Annotated in this window: 17 protein-coding genes and 3 tRNA genes; 11 read left to right on the top strand and 9 right to left on the bottom strand. The window is 66.9% G+C overall.

Features of this window, described 5'->3' with window-relative positions:
• The first annotated feature begins 2 nt into the window (after positions 1-2).
• The 3 genes from ACZK2R_RS06815 to dapE are packed head-to-tail and all read left to right on the top strand — an operon-like array spanning position 3 to position 2405.
• The gene (locus ACZK2R_RS06815) at positions 3-869 is read left to right on the top strand and encodes a hypothetical protein (RefSeq protein WP_180838118.1); all 867 of its coding nucleotides are present in this window, start codon (positions 3-5) and stop codon (positions 867-869) included.
• Positions 870-900: 31 nt separating this feature from the next.
• Positions 901-1272, top strand: coding sequence for an arsenate reductase (locus ACZK2R_RS06820; protein WP_180838119.1), 372 nt, complete (start codon positions 901-903; stop codon positions 1270-1272).
• Positions 1269-2405 carry a succinyl-diaminopimelate desuccinylase gene (dapE, locus tag ACZK2R_RS06825; protein WP_180838120.1) on the top strand — a complete coding sequence of 379 codons (1137 nt, stop codon included), beginning with the start codon at positions 1269-1271 and terminating at the stop codon, positions 2403-2405. The genes ACZK2R_RS06820 and dapE overlap by 4 nt, the downstream gene beginning before the upstream one ends.
• A 66-nt stretch (positions 2406-2471) precedes the next feature.
• Here dapE and ACZK2R_RS06830 read toward each other — a convergent pair whose 3' ends face one another.
• Positions 2472-3350 (bottom strand): tetratricopeptide repeat protein, encoded by an 879-nt coding sequence (locus tag ACZK2R_RS06830; RefSeq protein WP_180838125.1) that lies wholly within the window; start codon positions 3348-3350, stop codon positions 2472-2474.
• A gap of 339 nt (positions 3351-3689) precedes the next feature.
• Here ACZK2R_RS06830 and asnB point away from each other — a divergent pair, with 339 nt between their 5' ends.
• Both asnB and ACZK2R_RS06840 read left to right on the top strand, forming a co-directional pair.
• The gene (asnB, locus tag ACZK2R_RS06835) at positions 3690-5381 is read left to right on the top strand and encodes an asparagine synthase B (protein WP_180838121.1); all 1692 of its coding nucleotides are present in this window, start codon (positions 3690-3692) and stop codon (positions 5379-5381) included.
• A 100-nt stretch (positions 5382-5481) separates the two neighbouring features.
• Complete coding sequence (locus ACZK2R_RS06840) at positions 5482-6867, top strand: cation:proton antiporter domain-containing protein (protein ID WP_180838122.1); 1386 nt, start codon at positions 5482-5484, stop codon at positions 6865-6867.
• A 92-nt stretch (positions 6868-6959) separates the two neighbouring features.
• On the opposite strand, the gene ACZK2R_RS06845 is transcribed toward ACZK2R_RS06840, so the two are convergent.
• On the bottom strand, positions 6960-9287 hold the full coding sequence (locus ACZK2R_RS06845) for a penicillin acylase family protein (protein ID WP_125893856.1): 2328 nt from the start codon (positions 9285-9287) through the stop codon (positions 6960-6962).
• A 123-nt stretch (positions 9288-9410) separates the two neighbouring features.
• Here ACZK2R_RS06845 and bfr point away from each other — a divergent pair, with 123 nt between their 5' ends.
• Complete coding sequence (gene bfr, locus ACZK2R_RS06850) at positions 9411-9899, top strand: bacterioferritin (RefSeq protein WP_004151115.1); 489 nt, start codon at positions 9411-9413, stop codon at positions 9897-9899.
• 342 nt (positions 9900-10241) lie between these two features.
• Here bfr and parC read toward each other — a convergent pair whose 3' ends face one another.
• Together parC and ACZK2R_RS06860 are read right to left on the bottom strand one after the other, a co-directional pair.
• Complete coding sequence (gene parC / locus ACZK2R_RS06855) at positions 10242-12485, bottom strand: DNA topoisomerase IV subunit A (RefSeq protein WP_121503835.1); 2244 nt, start codon at positions 12483-12485, stop codon at positions 10242-10244.
• Between the two features lie 60 nt (positions 12486-12545).
• Positions 12546-13427 carry a helix-turn-helix domain-containing protein gene (locus tag ACZK2R_RS06860; RefSeq protein ID WP_180838123.1) on the bottom strand — a complete coding sequence of 294 codons (882 nt, stop codon included), beginning with the start codon at positions 13425-13427 and terminating at the stop codon, positions 12546-12548.
• A gap of 172 nt (positions 13428-13599) precedes the next feature.
• Here ACZK2R_RS06860 and emrR point away from each other — a divergent pair, with 172 nt between their 5' ends.
• The 4 genes from emrR to emrB are packed head-to-tail and all read left to right on the top strand — an operon-like array spanning position 13600 to position 18317.
• Entirely contained in the window at positions 13600-14043 is a 444-nt protein-coding gene (emrR, locus tag ACZK2R_RS06865; protein ID WP_125893862.1) for a multidrug efflux system transcriptional regulator EmrR, read from the top strand.
• A complete protein-coding gene (gene emrC, locus ACZK2R_RS06870) occupies positions 14040-15533 on the top strand; it encodes a multidrug efflux transporter outer membrane subunit EmrC (RefSeq protein ID WP_049463707.1) in 1494 nt (497 codons plus the stop codon). The genes emrR and emrC overlap by 4 nt, the downstream gene beginning before the upstream one ends.
• Before the next feature lie 11 nt (positions 15534-15544).
• Positions 15545-16723, top strand: a complete 1179-nt coding sequence (gene emrA, locus ACZK2R_RS06875; RefSeq protein WP_125893864.1) for a multidrug efflux MFS transporter periplasmic adaptor subunit EmrA — start codon at positions 15545-15547, stop codon at positions 16721-16723.
• A gap of 7 nt (positions 16724-16730) precedes the next feature.
• Positions 16731-18317, top strand: coding sequence for a multidrug efflux MFS transporter permease subunit EmrB (gene emrB / locus ACZK2R_RS06880; RefSeq protein WP_032127920.1), 1587 nt, complete (start codon positions 16731-16733; stop codon positions 18315-18317).
• A 110-nt stretch (positions 18318-18427) separates the two neighbouring features.
• Here the strand turns inward: emrB and ACZK2R_RS06885 are convergent, their stop codons facing one another.
• The 3 genes from ACZK2R_RS06885 to ACZK2R_RS06895 all read right to left on the bottom strand — a co-directional run bounded on the left by ACZK2R_RS06885 (position 18428) and on the right by ACZK2R_RS06895 (position 20065).
• A complete protein-coding gene (locus tag ACZK2R_RS06885; protein ID WP_125893866.1) occupies positions 18428-18706 on the bottom strand; it encodes a hypothetical protein in 279 nt (92 codons plus the stop codon).
• A gap of 324 nt (positions 18707-19030) precedes the next feature.
• Positions 19031-19115: transfer RNA gene (locus ACZK2R_RS06890), tRNA-Leu, on the bottom strand.
• A 50-nt stretch (positions 19116-19165) separates the two neighbouring features.
• Positions 19166-20065, bottom strand: a complete 900-nt coding sequence (locus tag ACZK2R_RS06895; RefSeq protein ID WP_125893868.1) for a LysR family transcriptional regulator — start codon at positions 20063-20065, stop codon at positions 19166-19168.
• A gap of 99 nt (positions 20066-20164) precedes the next feature.
• On the opposite strand from ACZK2R_RS06895, the gene ACZK2R_RS06900 reads away from it, so the two are divergent.
• On the top strand, positions 20165-20911 hold the full coding sequence (locus ACZK2R_RS06900; RefSeq protein ID WP_107433349.1) for a sulfite exporter TauE/SafE family protein: 747 nt from the start codon (positions 20165-20167) through the stop codon (positions 20909-20911).
• A 78-nt stretch (positions 20912-20989) separates the two neighbouring features.
• Here the strand turns inward: ACZK2R_RS06900 and ACZK2R_RS06905 are convergent.
• Both ACZK2R_RS06905 and ACZK2R_RS06910 read right to left on the bottom strand, forming a co-directional pair.
• Positions 20990-21074, bottom strand: a tRNA-Leu gene (locus tag ACZK2R_RS06905).
• Positions 21075-21237: 163 nt separating this feature from the next.
• Positions 21238-21322: transfer RNA gene (locus tag ACZK2R_RS06910), tRNA-Leu, on the bottom strand.
• Positions 21323-21430: the final 108 nt, after the last annotated feature.

The raw sequence follows: 21430 nt of genomic DNA on the forward strand, positions 1-21430 counted from the left end.
GGATGACGGCGCCGGAGGATCTGGCGCAGTCCGCGATCTACCAGCATCCGTCCGACACCCTGTTCGGGCGGATGCTGCCGCGCCTGCTGCACGCCCCGCGCTGGACCCGGCTGCGCCGCGCGCTGTCGCGGCGCTGGCCGATGCCGGCGCTGGTCAGCGATGTACGCGACGTGGTCTACGTGAGCTGGTGGATCGACGTACGCCACGCGCCGATGCCACCACCAGGCCATCACTACGTGGTCCACGCCGGGCGCACGCCCTACACCATCCTCAGCTACCGGCACGGGCACTTCGGGCCCGCGCTGGCCGGGCCGCTGCGTTTGCTGATGCCGTCTCCCAGGCAGAGCAACTGGCGCTGGTACCTGCGTCGCGACGACGCTCCGGATGGGGCGCCGGTGGTGCTGTTCGATCGCAACGTGATGGACCAGCTGGCCTTCGTCGCCGGCGCGCGCGCTTTCAGCGATGCCATGCAGCCGCACCTGTCGGTGCGCTTCACGCATGCGCTGGATGCCGAAGGGAGTGGCCACACACGGATCGAGGGCGGGCAGGGCAGTGCCCCGGCGCTGCACCTGCAGTGGCAGGCCGCCGCGGGCTGGGACGATGCCGGGTGGGCGGCGGCCTTCGGCAGCCATCAGGCCCTGCTGCGTTTCCTGACCTGCCAGGACGAGGCCATCGCCCGTACCTGCGACGGCCGCTGGGCCAGCACCCGCATCGCGCTGCCGGTGGAGATCGACAGCCTGCAGCCCCTGCGCCTGATCGGTGAGCAGCAGTGTCCGCGGCTGCAGGCGATGGACTTGGCGCTGCAGGAAGGGCTGGCCTTCCGGCTGCCACGGGTGCCGTTCCGGGTCGTGTCCGAGCGCCTGTTGTGAGATTCTGGCCCTCTGTTTTCCAGCATCACAGATGGCCATGAGCACCACTGTCTACGGTTTGAAGAACTGCGATACCTGCAAGAAGGCGACCAAGTGGCTGGACCGCTTCGGCGTGCCTTACACCTTCGTCGATTACCGCGAGAACAAGCCGAGCCCGGAAACACTGCTGGCGTGGGCTGGGCAGCTGGGGGGCCTGGCCGCGATGGTGAACAAGTCGTCCACCACCTGGCGGCAGTTGCCGGACAACCGCAAGGCCGCCGACTCCGAGGCCGAATGGAAGCTGCTGCTGCGTGAATACCCGCAGCTGATCAAGCGCCCGCTGGTGGTCACGGCCGATGGCACGGTCAGCCAGGGCTTCAGCGACAACGGTTTCAAGGCACGCTTCGGCGTGGGTGACGCATGAGTGCGGTCCTCGACCTGACCTGCGAACTGATCGCACGGCCTTCGGTGACACCGGACGATGCCGGCTGCCAGGCACTGCTGGCGGCACGCCTGAAGCAGGCCGGGTTCCAGTGCGATCACCTGCGCCTGGGCGAGGTCGACAACCTGTGGGCGACCCACGGCCAGGGCGCGCCGGTGCTGGTGCTGCTGGGCCACACCGACGTGGTGCCGACGGGCCCGCGCGAGGCCTGGGCCAGCGACCCGTTCACGCCGCAGATCCGTGACGGCGTGCTGTACGGCCGTGGCGCCGCCGACATGAAGGGCAGCGTGGCGGCGTTCGTGGTCGCCGCCGAGCAGTTTGTCGCTGCGCATCCCGATCACCCTGGCACGCTGGCGGTACTGCTGACCAGCGACGAGGAAGGCGATGCCATCGACGGTGTGCGTCACGTTGCACGGCTGTTCGCCGAGCGCGGCCAACGCATCGACTGGTGCATTACCGGAGAGCCATCGTCTACCTCGACGCTGGGTGACCTGCTGCGCGTAGGCCGTCGTGGCAGCCTGTCGGCCAAGCTGCGCGTGCAGGGCGTGCAGGGGCATGTGGCGTACCCGGAAAAGGCGCGCAATCCGATCCATCAGGCGGCACCGGCACTGTCCGACCTGAGCGCAAGGCGCTGGGATGAAGGTTATGAGAGCTTCCCGCCGACCAGCCTGCAGATCTCCAACATCCATGCCGGCACCGGTGCCAACAACGTGATTCCCGGCGAGCTGGAGGTGGATTTCAACATCCGCTACAACCCGCACTGGGATGCACCGAAGCTGGAGGCGGAGATCACCGCATTGCTGGGCCGCCATGGCCTGCAGTACACGCTGAAGTGGCACCGCAGCGGCGAGCCGTTCTACACCCCGGAAGGCACGCTGCGCGCCACCGCGCGTGCGGTGCTGGCCGAGCACATCGGCCGTGCGCCGGAAGAAAGCACCGGCGGCGGCACGTCAGATGCACGCTTCATCGCGCCACTGGGTGCGCAGTGCATCGAAGTGGGGCCGGTCAACGCCAGCATCCACCAGGTGGATGAGAACGTGCGCGTGGACGATCTGGAAGCGTTGCCGGGGCTGTACCAGCGCCTGGTGGAACGGCTGCTGGTGGGAACCCCATGACGGAATGAATCCCGCGAGGGTGGGTGCCGACCGTTGGTCGGCACGCCTCCCGCCGGGGCCGCTTCTCTACTCTGAAAAAATAAAGAACGGCGGCTCGACCGCTTTCTTCCAGTAACTTGGCGCGGCCATGTAGAAGTGTTGCGCCTCGGCTCTGGCGAACCAGCGCGCCGCCGCGTCGGTGTCTTTCTCCACACCCGGCGCACTGCGGCCCAGCAGCAGACCGGCGAAGTACTGGCCGAACACATTGCCCTTCTCACCGGCGCGCTGGTACAGCTGCAGCGCACGCGCCGGATCGCGCGGCAGTCCCATGCCTTTCTCCAGCAGCGCGCCCAGGTCGACCTGCGCTTCGGCGTCGCCGTGCTCGGCACGACGCTGGATCTGCGCCACCAGCGGATGCACGGTGTCACCCTGTGCGGCCACCGCATCCGGCAGTCGCGACGACGAACTCGGGTAGCGCTCGTAGATCATTCCGCGCAGGTCCCAGCGCAGCGCCTGCTGCGCGTCGCCTCGCTGGCGGTAGGCCTTGGCGAGCCCGTAGAATGCATAGGGATTGCCGTGGTTGGCAGCCGCCAGATAGGCGCGTTCGCCACGTCGCCAGGACGCGCGCAGGACAGGTGCAGGGTTGATGTGGGGGCTGTCGGCATGCTGCAGCCTGCCGGAGATCCAGATCCGGCCCAGTGCTTCTTCCGCTTTGGTGTTGTGGAAGGTCCAGGGCGTGACCGCGGCAGCACGCTCGTAGTAGGCGACGGCGCGCGGATCGTTGAAACGTTCGAAGGTCTGCGCGGTGTCCCAGGCTCCGTCGAAGCTGCCGTCGGTGCCGCGTTGCTCCAGTGCCTGCTGCTGCGCCAGCGGCAGCGTGGAGGGCGGAGGCAGGGTCTGGCAGGCGGCCAGGCCCAGGCAGAGCAGGGCGGCCAGCGCCGCGTTGCGTCCAGTGCGGTGTTGCATTTCCATTACACGTTTCACGGCGGGCCATTATGCGCGCCGGGGAGTGGTTGCCAACGCAACGGTTGCGCCGTGCCGGAAACCGGGGTAGGGTCGATGCCATGTCGATCCGCCTGGCCACCGCCGTCAATAACAACAACCGCAATAATCTGCGCGCGAATAATCGTGCGCGGCCGATGCGGGACTGCGCCCTGGGTAGATAGACAGCAACACACGCCCGGACACCAGAAAACCCGCATCAGCCGATGCGGGTTTTTTTGTGCCCGGGCGCAGCCCCACCCGGGCCTGGATGGCCGGTCGAACACCCTCCCACCCGTGAAATCCCCCAACAGGAGCTCTCCCATGTGTTCGATCTTCGGAATCTTCGGCCTGCAGGCCGGTGACGATCTTCCCGCCCTGCGCCGCCATGCGCTGGAACTGTCGCAGCGCCAGCGCCACCGTGGCCCGGACTGGAGCGGCGTATACCTCGACGAAGGTGCGCTGCTGGTCCATGAGCGGCTGGCCATCGTCGACCCGGCCGGTGGTTCGCAGCCGCTGCTGTCGGCCGATGGCCAGCTGGCGCTGGCGGTGAACGGCGAGATCTACAACCACCAGGCATTGAAGGCGGCGCTGACCACCGCCTACGACTTCCAGACCGGCTCGGACTGCGAGGTGATCAATGCGCTGTATCGCCAGGGCAGTTCGCCGGCGCAGTGGCTGGAACAGCTCAACGGCATCTTCGCCTTCGCGCTGTGGGACCGCGACAGCGGGCGCGTGCTGGTGGCGCGTGACCCGGTGGGCGTGGTGCCGCTGTACTGGGGCCACGATGCCCAGGGGCGCCTGCGGGTGGCCTCGGAAATGAAGGCGCTGGTCGATACCTGTGCCGACGTCGCACAGTTCCCGCCGGGTCACTACTTCGACAGTGCCAGCGGTGAGCTGGTGCGCTATTACCAGCAGCCGTGGCGCGACTACGCTGACGTGCAGGGCCGCCAGGCCGACCTGGCCGAACTGCGCCAGGCCTTCGAGCATGCGGTGGAGCGCCAGCTGATGAGTGACGTGCCGTACGGCGTGCTGCTGTCCGGTGGCCTGGACTCGTCGCTGGTGGCGGCCGTTGCCGCGCGCTATGCGCGTCGCCGCATCGAGGATGGCGGGCAGACCGAAGCCTGGTGGCCGCGCCTGCATTCGTTCGCGATCGGCTTGAAGGGTTCGCCGGATCTTGCTGCTGCGGCGATCGCTGCCGAGGCTCTTGGCACCGTGCATCACGGCTTCGAATACACCTTCGAGGAAGGCCTCGACGCGCTGCCGGAAGTGATCCGCCACATCGAAACCTACGACGTCACCACCATCCGCGCCTCGACGCCGATGTTCCTGCTGGCACGGCGGATCAAGGCGATGGGCGTGAAAATGGTGCTGTCCGGCGAGGGCAGCGATGAGATCTTTGGTGGCTACCTGTACTTCCACAAGGCGCCGGATGCACGTGAATTCCACGACGAGCTGGTGCGCAAGCTGGACGCGCTGCACAACTACGACTGCCTGCGCGCCAACAAGTCGATGATGGCCTGGGGCGTGGAGCCGCGCGTGCCGTTCCTCGATCGTGAGTTCCTTGATGTGGCGATGCGCTTCGATGCCGCGCACAAGATGGTCGGCGCCGGCTTCGGTGGGCGCCGCATCGAGAAGGCGGTGCTGCGCGAAGCATTCGAGGGCTACCTGCCGAACAGCATCCTGTGGCGGCAGAAGGAACAGTTCAGCGATGGCGTTGGCTACGGCTGGATCGACGGGCTGAAGGCGCATGCCGAAGCACAGGTGAGCGACCGTGTACTGGCGGCGGCCGACAAGCGCTTCCCGCACAACCCGCCACAGACCAAGGAGGCGTACTACTACCGCCACCTGTTCGAGCAGTTCTTCCCGAGCCGTGCGGCCGCCGAAACCGTCCCGGGCGGCAAGTCGATCGCCTGTTCGTCGCCGGCCGCCATTGCCTGGGACGCCAGCTTCGCCGCGGCGGCAGATCCGTCGGGCCGCGCGATCGCCGGGGTGCACGAACAAGCACTGGCCTAAGCCCTCAAAAAGGGGACGGAGGGGATTAAGTCGTTTGTGCCACTAACGACTTAATCCCCTCCGTCCCCTTTTTGTATGATCGCCCCCTGCGCATTGGGGAATGTTCATGGACGTACAGGCAGGTGGCGACGTGCCGCCCACGAAATGGGGATGGCGTTATCTGGCCTGGGCCGGGGTGCCGTTGCTGGCTGGCGTACTGCTGGCGCGGTATGCCGGGCCGGCGGCACCCGAGGCGGTTGCCCGCGCCACCGCCGCCGAAGGCAGCTGGGCGCAGCACCTTGCCTCACCGCTGGGCCTGTTCCTGCTGCAGCTGCTGGTGCTGCTGCTGGTGGCCAAGGGCGCGGGCGCGCTGCTCAAGCGCTTTGGACAACCGGCGGTGATCGGCGAGATGGCCGCTGGCCTGATGATGGGGCCGCTGGTGCTCGGCAACCTGCTGCCGCAGCTGCATGGTGCCTTGTTCCCGGCCAGCTCGCTGGGTCCGCTGGGCATGCTCAGCCAGCTGGGCGTACTGATGTTCCTGCTGGTAGCCGGTGCCGAGCTGGACCTGGCGGCGCTGCGTGGTCGCCGGCGCTTCGCCTTCACGGTCAGCCATGCCGGTATTGCAGTGCCGTTCGTGCTCGGCGTGGCGCTGGCGATCTGGCTGTATCCGCAGCACGGTCCGCAGGGTGTGGGCTTTACTGCATTCGCATTGTTCGTCGGCATCTCCATGAGCATCACCGCGTTCCCCGTGTTGCTGCGCATCCTTGCCGATCGTGGGATCACACAGACGCCATTGGGCCAGACCGCGATCGCCTGCGCGGCATTGGGCGATGCCACCGCCTGGTGCCTGCTGGCCTTGATCGTCGCCGCCGCCCAGGCCAGCGGCTGGTTGCCGGCCAGCCTCAACCTGCTGTGCGTGGTCGTGTTCGTGGCGCTGATGCTGGGGCTGGTGAAGCCGTGGTTTGCCCGCCAGCAGATCGCGCCGGGCCGTGAGGGACGTTGGTTGCTGGGTATCCTGCTGCTGTCACTGGCCAGTGCGCTGATCACCGAGATGCTGGGCATCCACGCGTTGTTCGGTGCATTCGCTGCGGGCGTCGCGGTATCGTCCAACGCGCAGCTGCGCGACCTGTTGATGGCCCGCGTCGAACCGTTCGCGGTGACCCTGCTGCTGCCACTGTTCTTCGCCATGACCGGCCTGCGCATGCGCGCCGATGCGCTGCAGGCCAGCGATGTCGTGTTGTGCGTGGTGGTGATCGCGGTGGCCACGACGGGCAAGCTGCTGGGTACCTTCAGTGCCGCGCGCAGTGCGGGCATGCCCACGCGCGAAGCGTGGCGGTTGGGGGCGCTGATGAACACCCGTGGCCTGATGGAGCTGATCGTGCTCAACCTGGGCTACGAGCTGGGCCTGCTCGGCGATCGGCTGTTCGCGGTGCTGGTGATCATGGCGTTGGTGACCACGGCGATGACCGGGCCGCTGCTGAACCTGATCGAGCGGCGCCGGGGCTGAGCGCTGGACGGTAGTGCCGGCCGCTGGCCAGCATCCATCCTCATGATGCTGGACACACCTGCATGGATGCCGGCCAGCGGCCGGCACTACCGCTACCGCGCCGGTACCAGCGTCATCGTGTGCTGCGCCTTGCCGGGCAGGAACGGTGTCGGCCGCCCATGCACCCAGTCCTCGTGGCCGGCGCCCCAGTACGGCGACAGCGGATGGCCGCTCTGGCCGCCGGGCATGTGCACGATGCCGTCGGCCTCATGTCCTGGCGAAACCACCATGCGTTCGGAGGCGCCGAAGTTCGGCGTCTGCACGCGCGGCATGTCACGGTCGCCGGGCAGCGGGTCGGCGGGCATGCACAGCCAGCGCTTGGCGATGTCCGGCAATGCACGCGCGATGGGATGGCAGAGCGCCGCGGTGTTGCGCTCTCCCCAGGTGCGCTGGGCCAGTGGGCCCTGCTTGGCCAGCTCGCTCTCGGTGCGGCGTGCGGCATCAAGCAGCAGCGCGTCCCAGCTGTCGTAGGCCGGTGGCAACAGGTTGGCGGGGCGTTGCTGCAGCATCGGCCAGGCCACGCCTTCCAGTTGTGCCAGGCGCGGGTCCAGATAGTCATCGCCCAGCTGCGCGTTGGCCGGCGCCAGCAGTGCTTCGGACAGGGTATCCATCACCTGCGTGCGGAACGCGCGCACCACCCGGTAGCTGACCGAGCTGGCCGAGGCCCGGCCACCCCATTGATGGCTGACCGCCTTCAAGCGCTTCAGTGCAGGGTCGTCACTGCGTTCGATGACGTCATGCAGCAACGCCCACCAGCGCTGCAGGAACACGGCGCGATCATCGAGCTGGATCGCCAGCAGGTCGTGTTCGTCGAAGCGGTCCTGGATGGCGAGCAGGTCGCGGATCTGCTGCGCACGCGCGCCGAGGTCATAGCCACCGTTGCCGACGCTGGCCAGTGCCTCGCCGTCGAGGACGCGTCCGTTGGCGGTCCACAGGCGATGGTTGGGGGGATCGATCAATGCAGGCGAGGCATCGCTGCGGATCGGCCACGGTGCGCAGTCCTGGTTGCTGGCGGCCGTGAAGCCGGCCGGCGCACAGCCGGGGCCTCGGTCAGGGCGGGCGCCGATCAGCCGCCAGGCAATGCGGCCGCTGCGGTCGCCGACCACCAGGTTCTGCGCGGGAATGCCGGCGCGGTCGGCGAAGTGCAGTGCACCGTCCAGGTCACCGGCGCGGGCCAGATCAGCGAAATCCAGGCGTACGGCGCCGGGCAGGTGTGCGACCCAGCGCAGGGCATCGCCACTGCCATCGGCATGGGTGTGCAGGATCGGCCCCCAGGCGGTTTCGCGTACCGGGAACAGCACGTCGGCCTGGCCGGCCACCGCAATGCGTTCTTCGTGCACGGTCACCGTGGCGTTGGCCGGTTCCGTGCGGTAGTCCGCCGTGTCGATGTAGCTGTTGGTGAAGCCCCAGGCGACGTGGCCGTTGCTGCCGACGATCACCGCCGGCAGGCCAGGCAGCGAGAAGCCAGTGACGTCGACCTGGCCGCCGGCGGCCTGCGGGTCCGGATAGCGCAGGCGCACCCGGAACCACAGCCCCGGCGCACGCAGGCCCAGGTGCATGTCGTCGGCAACGATCGCGCGGCCGTCGGCGGTGAGTGCGCCGGCCACCGCGAAGTTGTTGCTGCCGATGACGTCCGCCTCCTCCTGCTCGGTGCCCGGCTTTCCCTTCAATGTGCGCAGATCGAGCTGGCTGGCATCGGGCAGAATCGCATTGCCGGTGGCTTCGCCAAACAGCGGTGCATCCCATTCGGTGCCGTCGTGGGCAATCAGCGCGTACAGCGCCGGCGGCACCACCGCACGGATGCGGCTGAGGGCAAGCTCGGTCTGGTTGTTCGGGTCCTGCAGGTCGGCGTACATGGCCAGCCCGGCCAGCACGCTGTCGCTGGCCTGCCACGGTTGCGGTGACTGCCGCAGCAGCAGGTAGGCCCATGGCCGCACGGAGAGATCGGTAAGGCCTTCGTTGACGCCATCCACATAGGCGCGCACGACCGCGCCGTTGTCGCCCAGCGCGGTATCCAGATGCGCCTCGGTGCGGGCGCGCAGGCGGTGCACGCGCATGCGCTTGTCGGCGTCGATGGCCTTCGGTCCGAACAGCGCCGACAGCTCGCCGGCGGCACTGCGGCGCATCAGGTCCATCTCGAAATAGCGTTCCTGCGCATGCACATGGCCGAGTGCGCGCATCGCGTCGGCCTGGCTGCCGGCAGTGATGGTGACCACCCCCAGCGCATCGCGCTCGATGGTGACCGGCTTGGCCAGGCCCGGCAGCGCATGCTCGCCGTCCAGGTCGGCCAGGCTGCCGCGCAGCAGCAGCCACAGGGCCAGTGCGGTGACCAGCACGATGGCGACCAACACACCCAGCACCCAACGCCATGTACGTCGCATCGCACGTCCTTTCCGAACTCGTGGGCCGATTGTAGCCGCAGGCGCAACTGCGACTGATTCCGATTAGATCACCGTATTTTGAAATGCGGCACCCTATGCCACATCGATTCACAGGAGCCCCCCATGAAAGGCAACCCGGACGTCATCGCCTGCCTGAAGGAACTGCTGCGCGGCGAGCTTGCTGCCCGCGACCAGTACTTCATCCATTCCCGCCGCTACGAGGACCAGGGCCTGTTCGCGCTGTACGAACGCTTGAACCACGAGATGGAAGAGGAAACCCAGCACGCCGACGCGCTGCTGCGCCGCATCCTGTTCCTCGGCGGCGACCCGGACATGCGCCCGCATGCCACCGAGCCGGGCAAGACCGTGGAAGAGATGCTGCAGAAGGATCTCGACACTGAATACGCGGTTCGGAACAATCTCGCCGCCGGCATGAAGCTGTGCGAAGAGAAGGGTGACTACGTGAGCCGCGACATGCTGCTGGCGCAGCTGAAGGACACCGAGGAAGACCACGCCTGGTGGCTGGAGCAGCAGCTGGGCCTGATCAAGCGCATCGGCCTGGAGCTGTACCAGCTGAGCAAGATCGACGGCAACGGCGCCCCGGCGCACTGAGCCGGCACCGCGATCCGGTAGGGCCGACTGTTAGTCGGCCGCTCTCCAAACGGCAGCCGACTAACAGTCGGCTCTACCAGAGGCAAAAAGCAGCCGACCAGCGGTCGGCTCTACCAGAAGAAGCACAGCGTTCTGTCGCCCGCCAGCACCGGAGCATCGCCAGCCAGCTTTCGCCAGCCAGCCGCTCCACCGCCCGCCAGCCGACAACGAAAAAGCCGGGGAATGCCCCGGCTTTTTCGTGTCTGGTCTCCGGCAAGGCGTGTCAACCAAGGTTGACACCTACCAGGGACGTTGCCCGGGGTCAGAGCCCGTTCCGACGGAACGGGATCCGACCCCCAGCCCTCATTCCACCGACAGGCCTTCGACCTTCTGCCAGCCGCGCGGCAGCAGGTGGCCGCGGGTGGCGCGGGCGCCGAGGTAGGCGTCGAGCTCGTTGAACTTCAGGCCCATCGTGCGCTGGCCACTGCGTACCTGCAGGGTCTGCCCCGGGCTGATCGCCACGATGGCGACCACGCGTTCGGTGGCGAGCTTGGCCTTGGGGATCTCGATGATCTTGTTGCCCTTGCCCTTGTCCAGTTCTGGCAGGTCGTTGGCGGCGATCGCCAGCAGGTTGCCCGAACTGGTCACCGCCACGATGCGGTCGGTGGCGACGTTGGCCACCACCGACGGGGTCAGCACGGTCGAACCGGCTGACAGGTTCAGCATCGCCTTGCCGGCCTTGTTGCGGCCGATCAGGTTCTCGAAGCGGGTGACGAAGCCGTAGCCGTGGGTGGAGGCCAGCACGAAGCGGGTGTCCGGCTCGGCGCTGGCCAGGGTCACGAAGCTGGTGCCCGCGGCCGGCGAGAAGCGGCCGGTCAGCGGTTCACCGTTGCCACGCGCGGAGGGCAGGGTGTGCACCGGCGTCGAGTAGGCGCGGCCCTCGCTGTCGAGGAACGCGACCTGCTGCGTACTGCGCGCACGCACCGCGCCCTGCAGGGCGTCACCATCACGGTAGGACAGGGCGGACGCATCGACGTCGTGGCCCTTGGCGGCGCGGATCCAGCCCTTCTCCGACAGCACGACGGTCATCGGCTCGCTCGGCACCAGCTCGGTCTCGTCGATGGCCTGCGCGGCCTGGCGCTGCACCAGCGGCGAACGGCGCGCGTCGCCGAATTTCTTGGCATCGGCGGTCAGTTCGTCGCGGATCAGCTTCTTCAGCTTGGCCTTGCTGTCGAGGATGCCGAGGATCTTCTCGCGCTCCTTGGCCAGCTCGTCCTGCTCGCCACGGATCTTCATCTCCTCCAGGCGGGCCAGCTGCTTCAGCTTGGTTTCCAGGATGTACTCGGCCTGGTCGTCGGACAGGCCGAAGCGCGCGATCAGCGCCGCCTTCGGTTCGTCCTCGGTACGGATGATGTGGATCACCTCGTCCAGGTTGAGGAACGCGACCAGCAGGCCTTCCAACAGGTGCAGGCGGCGCTCGACCTTCTGCAGGCGGTGCTGCAGGCGGCGGGTGACGGTGTTGCTGCGGAAGGTCAGCCATTCGCTGAGCAGCATCTTCAGGTTCTTCACCTGCGGACGGCCGTCCAGCCCGATCACGTTGAGGTTGACGCGGTAGCTGCGTTCCATGTCCGTGGTCGCGAACAGGTGGCCCATCAGCTGCTCGGCGTCGACGCGGTTGGAACGCGGCACCAGCACCACGCGCACCGGGTTGGCGTGGTCGGACTCATCGCGGATGTCTTCCAGCCACGGCAGCTTCTTGGCGCGCATCTGCGCGGCGATCTGCTCGATCACCTTCGACGGCGACACCTGGAACGGCAGCGCGGTGACCACGATGTTGTGTGCTTCCTTGGTGAAGGTCGCACGTGCGCGCACGCTGCCGTTGCCGGTTTCGTAGATGTTCCGCAGATCGTTGGCCGCGGTGATGATCTCGGCGCTGGACGGATAGTCCGGGCCCTGCACGTGCTCGCACAGGTCGCGCACGCTGGCATCGGGGTTGTCCAGCAGGTGCAGCAGTGCGCTGACGATCTCGTTGAGATTGTGCGGCGGCACGTCGGTGGCCATGCCCACGGCGATGCCGGTGGTGCCGTTCAGCAGCAGGTGCGGCAGCCGTGCCGGCATCCAGGTCGGTTCCTGCAGGGTGCCGTCGAAGTTCGGTGCCCAGTCGGTGGTGCCCTGGCCCAGTTCGCCCAGCAGCACTTCGGCAATCGGGGTCAGCTTGGATTCGGTGTAACGCATCGCCGCGAACGACTTCGGGTCGTCGCTGGAGCCGAAGTTGCCCTGGCCCTCGATCAGCGGGTAGCGGTACGAGAACGGCTGCGCCATCAGCACCAGCGCCTCGTAGCACGCGCTGTCGCCATGCGGGTGGTACTTACCGATGACGTCACCGACGGTGCGCGCGGACTTCTTCGGCTTGGACGCGGCATTCAGGCCCAGCTCGCTCATCGAATAGATGATGCGGCGCTGCACCGGCTTCAGGCCGTCGCCGATGAACGGCAGGGCGCGGTCCAGGACCACGTACATCGAGTAGTCGAGGTAGGCGCGTTCGGCGTACTCGCGCAGCGGCAGTTGTTCGAATCCGTGGAACACGGGGCGGGCAAGTTCGGTCATGCGGCGTTGTTACCTGTTGTCGGGAGGCGGCGACGGCGGTCGCCGCTCGCAATCCTGTGATTATCCGGATGCGGCGGGGGATGCCAAGCCGCGCGCAGGGTCCAGCCCGGTTTCCAGGCCGTGTCCGGCCCGTGCCAGGTAGCGCCCCGGTGGCAGCCCGAAGTGGCGGCGGAACACGGTGACGAAGGCGCTGGCGCTGCTGAAGCCCAGCGCGTGGGCGATATCGGCCACGCTGCGGCCGTCGGTCAGCTGGCGCAGGGCTTCGGACAGCCGGGCCTGCTGCCGCCACTGGGCGAAGCTGAGCGTGGTCTCGTCGCGGAAGTGGCGGGTCAGGCTGCGCGGCGACAGTCCGGCCCAGTGCGCCCATTCGGCCAGGCTGCGCTCGTCGGACGGGTCGGCCAGCAGCTGCGAGGCGATCTTCAGCAGGCGCCGGTCATGCGGCATCGGCAGGTGCATGCGCTGGCGCGGCGCGGTACGGATCTCGTCCAGCAGCACCTCGATGATGTGCTGGCGCTCGGGCGTGGTGTCGTAGCCCTGCGGCCATTCGCAGATGCGGTCGGCCAGCGCCTGCGCCAGCTTGGACAGGCCCAGTACGCAGGGATCGGCGGGCAGGGTGGCGCAGGCCGGTGCGGCCAGCGCCATGCCCCAGCCACGCAGCGGGCCGTCGAGGGTGACCGTATGCGGCTCCAGCGGCGGCATCCAGCCGGCCGAGCCCGGCGCCAGTGACCACGTTCCGTGCGAGGTGCGGGTGGTCAACAGGCCGCGTTCGACGCAGATCAGCTGCGCGCGCTGATGGTGGTGCCAGTCCACTTCACGGACCAGGCCCAAGGGGCTGTCGAAGCGGAAGGCGACAACCGGTGGCCCGTCATTGCGCTCGAACCAATCCAGGGCGTCGTCGCGCAGCAACCGCTTGGGAGGGGGGATTTCTGCCTTGTTCATCATATCCGCTGGCTGAAATGTGTCATCCATTGGCTGAATTGTACTACCGGGCCACCTGACCAGATCATTAAGGTAGGCGCCTTCGTTGATCCAGCCCGCTGCTGCAACACAGCATTCGATGCCAGATCGAATATTTCCATTGAGAAATATTTTTTTTGGAAGAGAATGCTCCCCCATGATCTGTCCTGCAACCACTCCCCCCAGCTTCGGCCTGCTGCTGCGCCAGGTGCGCGATGGCCTGGTCCGTCAACTCGACGCGTCCATGGCTGAAGAAGACCTGGGTATCGGCTTCACCCATTACATCGGGTTGAAGGTGCTTTCCAACATGGCTCCGTGCACGGCCAACGAGCTGTCCCAGGCCATCGACCAGGTGCCCAGTGCGGTGACCCGCCTGCTGGACAAGCTGGAGTCGCTGGGCTGCGTCCGCCGCGAACCGCATGCCCAGGACCGGCGTGCGCTGCAGATCGTGCTGACCGATGAAGGCCGCGCACTGTGGGCGCGGCTGAAGCTGCGTGGCGACGCGGTGATGGATTACGCCCTGCGTGATCTTTCCGCCGACGAGCGCACGCAGCTGCTGTCCCTCCTCACCCGAATCCGCGATTCCCTGACGACCCCATGAACCCGATCCCGCAATCCACTCTCCGCCGGTCCGGGCGCGCGCTGCTGGTATCAGCGCTGGCCCTGGCCCTGGCCGCCTGCGCCAGCAGTCGTGGCCTCAACCCGCAGGGCCACGTGCTCGACGTGGACAGCCTGCACAGCGAACGCACCCTGGCCGACACCGACCTGAGCGCCACCGGCTTCCCGGCGCAGGACTGGTGGAAGGCACTGGGCGATGCGCAGCTGGACGCGCTGGTCGCCGAGGGCCTGGCTGGCCACCCGAGCCTGGACGCTGCCGATGCGCGCCTGCGCCAGGCGCAGTCGCAGGTCGGTACCGCGCGTGCCGATCGCCTGCCGAGCCTGTCGGTGTCCGGTGGTTACACCGGTCTGCGCCTGCCCGAGTCGATGGCCGGCAGCGAGATGGGTGGCCATTACGCTGGCAGCAGCCAGGTCGCGTTTGATTTCAGCTATGGCGTGGACCTGTGGGGCGGCAAGCGCGCTGCCTGGGAAGCGGCCGTGGACGGCGCCCATGCCGCCACTGTCGAAGCCCAGGCTGCACGCCTGAACCTGTCCACCGGCATCACCCAGGCCTATGCCGACCTGGCGTATGCATGGCAGCTCAATGACGTGGCCGAAGAAGAGCTGGGCCGCTCGCAGAAGTCGCTGGAATTGACCCGCCAACGCCGCAGCGCCGGCATCGACAGTGATCTGCAGGTGCGCCAGGCCGAGGCCCGCGTGCCCGCCGCGCAGCAGCAGGTGCAGGCCGCGCAGCAGCGCATCGATGCGGCCCGCACCGCGCTGGCCGCGCTGGTCGGCAAGGGTCCGGACCGTGGCCTGTCGATCCAGCGCCCGCAGGCGTTGAATCCGATGGCGCTGCAGCTGCCGGGCGTGCTGCCCAGCGAACTGTTGGGTCGTCGCCCGGACATCGTTGCCGCGCGCTGGCGCGTGGAAGCGGCCGACAAGCAGATCAAGGTCGCCAGGACCAAGTTCTACCCGAGCTTCAACCTGACCGCACTGGCTGGCGTCGTCGCACCGAACGTGGGCGATCTGCTGAAAAGCAGTTCGACCTTCGCCTACATCGGACCGGCGCTGAGCCTGCCGATCTTCGAAGGCGGCAAGCTGCGCGCCAACCTGGCCAACACCGATGCGCAGTACGACCTGGCGGTGGCCAACTACAACCAGACCGTGCTCGATGCACTGCGCGACGTGGCCGACCAGGTCAACGCGGTGCGTTCGCTGGCACAGCAGGCGCATTCGCAGCAGCAGGCGGTGGATACCGCACGTTCGGCCTTCGACCTGGCCCAGCAGCGCTACCGCGCCGGCATCGGCAGCTACCTGGACGTGCTGACCGCGCAGTCCACCCTGCTGCAGTCGCAGCAGCAGCTGGCCGGCCTGCAGTCGCAGCAGGTGCAGACCTCGGTGCGCCTGAGCAAGGCGCTGGGCGGTGGTTTCCAGCCCTCTGACGCCGACCGCGCACCGATCGCCTCCCATTCCGATTCCTCGCATTCCTGAAGACTTCCGCCATGAGCCAGACCCAAGACACTGCGGCCCCGGCCGCCCCCAACCGCCGCGGCAACCTGCTGCGCGGCCTGTTCGTGATCGTCGTGCTGCTGCTTGCCGCACTGGCGCTGTGGTACTTCATGTTCGGCCGTTGGTTCGAAGAGACCGACGACGCCTACGTGCAGGGCAACCAGGTGCAGATCACCCCGCTGGTGGCCGGTACCGTAGTCGCCATCAACGCCGATGACGGCATGCGCGTGGAGCGCGGCCAGCTGCTGGTGCAGCTGGATCCGTCCGACACCGCAGTAGCCCTGCAGCAGGCCGAAGCCAACCTGGCCAAGACCGTGCGCCAGACCCGCGGCCTGTACCGCAGCGTGGAAGGTGCGCAGGCGGACTTGAACGCCCGCCAGGTGACCCTGAAGCGCGTGCGCGACGACTTCGCCCGCCGCAAGGATCTGGCCGCCACCGGCGCCATCTCCAACGAAGAACTGGCCCACGCCCGCGATGAGCTGGCCGCTGCCGAAGCGGCCGTGGCCGGTTCGCGCGAGACGGTCGAGCGCAACCGCGCGCTGGTCGACGATACCGTGATCGCCACCCAGCCGGATGTGCAGGCCGCCGCCGCGCAGCTGCGCCAGGCCTTCCTCAACAACGCCCGCGCCGGCATCGTTGCGCCGGTCACCGGCTACGTCGCCCGTCGTTCGGTGCAGGTCGGCCAGCGCGTGCAGCCGGGCAATGCCCTGATGGCGGTGGTGCCGACCGAGCAGATGTGGGTCGAGGCCAACTTCAAGGAAACCCAGCTGCGCCACATGCGCCTGGGCCAGGAAGTGGAGCTGAAGTCGGACCTGTATGCCGGTGACGTGAAGTACAAGGGCCGCGTCCAGAGCCTGGGCCTGGGCACCGGCTCGGCGTTCTCGCTGCTGCCGGCGCAGAATGCCAGCGGCAACTGGATCAAGATCGTTCAGCGCGTGCCGGTACGCATCGCCATCGATGCCAAGCAGCTGGCCGAACACCCGCTGCGCATCGGCCTGTCGATGAAGGCCGAAGTGAGCCTGCGCGACCAGAAGGGCGAAGTGCTGCCGAGCACCCCGGCCAAGGGCACGGTGTTCGACACCGACGTGTATGCCAAGCAGCTGCATGATGCCGACGAGGTGATCCACACGATCATCCAGGGCAACCTGCCGCAGCAGGCGAAGGTGGGCTGAGGTCGCCATGTCCGCACAAGCTCCAGCCGCGCCCGGTGCTCCGGGCGCCCCGGCGGCGCCGGGTGCGGCCTCCGGGTTCCTGCCGCCCAGCGTCGCCCTGTGCACCGTCGGCCTGGCGATGGCGTCGTTCATGCAGGTGCTCGACACCACCATCGCCAACGTCTCGCTGCCGACCATCGCCGGTAACCTCGGCGCCAGTTCGCAGCAGGCGACCTGGGTCATCACCTCGTTCGCGGTCAGCACAGCCATCGCGCTGCCGCTGACCGGCTGGCTCAGCCGCCGCTTCGGCGAACGCAAGCTGTTCGTCTGGGCCACGCTGGCCTTCGTCATCACCTCGCTGCTGTGCGGCCTGGCGCAGAGCATGGGCATGCTGGTGCTGTCGCGTGCGCTGCAGGGTTTCGTGGCCGGCCCGATGTACCCGATCACGCAGTCGTTGCTGGTCTCGATCTATCCACGGGAGAAACGCGGGCAGGCACTGGCGCTGCTGGCGATGATCACGGTGGTGGCGCCGATCTGCGGCCCGATTCTCGGTGGCTGGATCACCGACAACTACAGCTGGGAATGGATCTTCCTGATCAATGTGCCGCTGGGCATCTTCGCTGCGCTCGTTGTGGGCAACCAGCTGAAGGGGCGCCCGGAGCACATCGAGAAGCCGAAGATGGACTACGTCGGCCTGGTCACCTTGGTGATCGGTGTCGGTGCGCTGCAGCTGGTGCTCGACCTGGGCAACGACGAGGACTGGTTCTCGTCGATGAAGATCGTGGTGCTGGCGTGTGTGGCCGTGGTCACGCTGACGGTGTTCCTGATCTGGGAACTGACCGACAAGGATCCGATCGTCGACCTGAAGCTGTTCCGGCATCGGAACTTCCGCGCCGGTACGCTGGCGATGGTGGTGGCCTACGCGGCGTTCTTCAGCGTGGCGTTGCTGATTCCACAGTGGTTGCAGCGTGACATGGGCTACACCGCGATCTGGGCGGGCCTGGCGACAGCGCCGATCGGCATCCTGCCGGTGATCATGACCCCGTTCGTGGGCAAGTATGCATCGCGCTTCGACATGCGCATGCTGGCTACGATTGCGTTCATTGTGTTGTCGATGACCAGCTTCCTGCGTTCGAACTTCAACCTGCAGGTGGACTACAACCATGTGGCGGGCGTGCAGCTGATCATGGGCATCGGCGTCGCGCTGTTCTTCATGCCGGTGCTGCAGATCCTGCTGTCGGACCTGGATGGACGCGAGATCGCGGCGGGCTCAGGCCTGGCCACCTTCCTGCGCACGCTGGGTGGCAGCTTCGCGGCGTCGCTGACGACGTGGCTGTGGGCGCGGCGCACCCAGGTGCACCACGCCGACCTGACCGAGCACATCTCGGTCTATCAGCCGGGCATGCAGGACCAGGTGACAGCGATGGGGCAGGGCGACCTGCAACATGGCGCAGCGGTACTGAACAACATGATCAACCACCAGGCATCGCAGATGGGCTTCAACGACATCTTCTTCCTGCTGGGCTGGATCTTCCTGGCGATCATCGCGTTCCTGTGGCTGGCCAAACCGCCGTTTGGCGCAGGCGCAGGTGCGGCCGCCGGTGGCGGACACTGAAACTCCCTGGAAACACGTGCTGTATTTTGACCCCGCCGCAAGGCGGGGTTTTTGTTTGTGCACCGCGGGTCGCACAGGCCCTGCCCTTGGGGTCCTGCCGTGGCGCAGGTTCAGCGCGTGCGATAGACGCGCTTGAACTCCACCCGATCGCAGAACAATCGGGAGATGGCCCACATTCCCGCCACAAGTACGGCGCCGCATGTGAGCCAGCCAGCCGTGGCCTGCAATCGGCTGCCGACCAGTGCGCCGCAGATGATGGCGGCAACAAAGACCAGCATTACGGCCTCCTTCGATGCGCCGTAGTGGACCTCGGCCTGGCATCCCACGCATACGCGTACGCCGTGGTTCGAGCCGGTATGGCAGTGAGGGCAGATGATGCTGCGCTGCATGGGTGCGTCCTTTGGGGAAGGGGGAGGGCGCTGGTCAGGTCGTGGCGATACACCTGCAACCGGCTTCTGTAAATCTGCCTTCCACCGAAAAGGAATCGGGTAAATCTCGACTAGGAAAAGTACGAAATGAACGGCTGACGTGAAATGCGCCCCAAAAGGAGGCCGTTCAAGGTCTGGTAACGACGCGCCGGGAGGCGGTATGCAGCAGCAGGCGACTGCCGGGTGGTGCTAGATACGACAGTTCCAGCGGTAGATGCGATGCCAGGCTCGCCAAACCCCGGAAACGAAAAAACCCGCTTTCGCGGGTTTGATCATCTTGAGTCATGGTGCCCAGGAGAGGACTCGAACCTCCACGGTTTTACCCGCTAGTACCTGAAACTAGTGCGTCTACCAATTCCGCCACCTGGGCGACTCAGGAGATGAATTATGGGGAGCGACAGAAGATGTGTCAACAACATTTCACACCTTTTTCTGCGGCTGTACGCCCAGGTGAAGCAGCAGGCTGCGCATCGCCGATGACAACTGCGCCCACTCGGCAAAACAGGCGCACAGGCGGCGCTGTGCCCATGCATCGGCGAGCGGTACGGCGACGGTATGCGTGTTGCGCCGATGCTGGCGGGCGATGGTCCGCGGCACGATGCCGACACCAATGCCGTGGCCGACCATGATGCATACGCCTTCGAAGGTCTTCATGCGGATGCGTACATCCAGGCGCCGCCCGATGTCGCGCGCCTGGTCCTCGATGTAGGTCTGCAGTGCATTGCCATCGGCCAGTGCGACGAAGGTCTCGCCGGCAACATCGGTGAAGGCCACGCTGCGCCGCGATGCGAAGCGGTGGTCTTCGGGCAGCAGCATCACCAGCGGATCTTCGGCGACCACATGCTGCTGCAGGCCGGCAGCGTCGACGGCATCGCTGATGATGCCGGCCTCGGCCTGGCCAGCACTGATCGCACGCACGACTTCAGGGCTGGTGCGCTCCAGCAGTTCCACGTGCAGGCGCGGGCGTTCGGCCAGCCATGGTGCGAGCCGCGAAGGCAGGTAGTTGGTCAGCGCTGCGGTGTTGGCATACAGATGCAGGGTGCCGCGCGCACCGTGCGCGAACGCCTGCAGTTCACCGCGCAGCTGTGCCTGCTGCTGCAGGATCAAGCGTGCATGGTGGGCGAGCGCGGCACCGGCTTCGGTCAGGCTGACGCCGCGTGGGTGCCGGTTCAACAGCGGGGTACCGGCATCGGCTTCGATCGTGCGCAGGCGCTCACTGGCTGAGCCCAGTGCCAGGTTTGCCTGCGCGGCACCGGCCGTGATGCTGCCCGCCTCGGCAATGGCCAGGAACAGGCGCAGGTCGGCGATATCCATCCGCATGTGATGCCCTCATCGCAACGCCTGCGCCTTCGGATCAGCCGAAGGCGAGGCCGGGAAGACCGCATTGTGCGCCGAGCGGCCGGCCGATCCAATGAAGGCATGAATGAATCGATGTACTTCTACGTGCTGCTGGTGGTGGTGTTCGTGCTGGCCGGTGTGGTCAAGGGCGTGACCGGCATGGGCTTGCCGACAGTGGCGATGGGTCTGCTCGGTGGCGCGCTGTCGCCGGTGGCGGCGGCATCGATGCTGTTCATCCCCACCTTCGTCACCAATGCGTGGCAGCTGTTGTCCGGCCCCTCACTGGGCCACATCGTGCGGCGCCTGTGGCCGATGATGCTGGCCGTGGTGGTGGTGACGCTGGGTTCGGCAGCGCTGCTGGTGCGGGTCGATCGCACCTGGTCGCGTGTTGCGCTGGGCGTTGCGCTGGTGGTTTATGCGGCCTATGCCCTGCTTGCGCCGGTGTTCCGCGTGCCGCAGCGGCGCGAGCGATGGCTGGGGCCGCTGGTGGGGGCGTTGTCGGGTGTGGTGACCGGCGCCACCGGCGTGTTCGTGATGCCGGCGGTGCCGTACCTGCAGTCGCTGGGGTTGCAGCGCGAGGAGCTGGTGCAGGCGCTGGGACTGGCGTTCACTGTGTCGACGATTTCGCTGACCACTGGCCTGGTGCTGCACGGCGCATTCGGCATCCAGCAGCTGGGGCTGAGTACGCTGGCGGTGCTGCCGGCATTGCTGGGCATGTGGCTGGGGCAGGTGATCCGGCAGCGCATCAGTGCGCGGGTGTTCCGCGCCTGCTTCCTGGGTTTCCTGCTGCTGCTCGGGCTGGAGCTGGTGCTGCGGCCGCTGTTGTGATGCCGGCCGCCGGTCGCGGCGATGCCGAATCACGGGCATGAAAAAACCCGCTTTCGCGGGTTTTTCTCATTCTCGACGTGGTGCCCAGGAGAGGACTCGAACCTCCACGGTTTTACCCGCTAGTACCTGAAACTAGTGCGTCTACCAATTCCGCCACCTGGGCGTCGAGGAGCGAGATTATGGGGTGTTGTTACGGGGGTGTCAACACCCTTGTGAAGATCATTGCCGATACCGGGTCGGAGTTCCTTCCTGGAGGAGAAAGAGTCGAGCCTCAGGGCCGGATTACAGGCAAAAAAAATCCCCGCCGAAGCGAGGAGTTTTTTCGTTGGTGCCCAGGAGAGGACTCGAACCTCCACGGTTTTACCCGCTAGTACCTGAAACTAGTGCGTCTACCAATTCCGCCACCTGGGCGTTCCAGAGGCGCAATTGTGAAGATGAATCCGCAGGCTGTCAACGACTTCCTGAATATTTTTCATGCAAGGCCTTCAAGACAGCCGCTGACCCGTTCTGCACGCCGTC

Source organism: Stenotrophomonas sp. 96582_Sma, assembly GCF_056480905.1.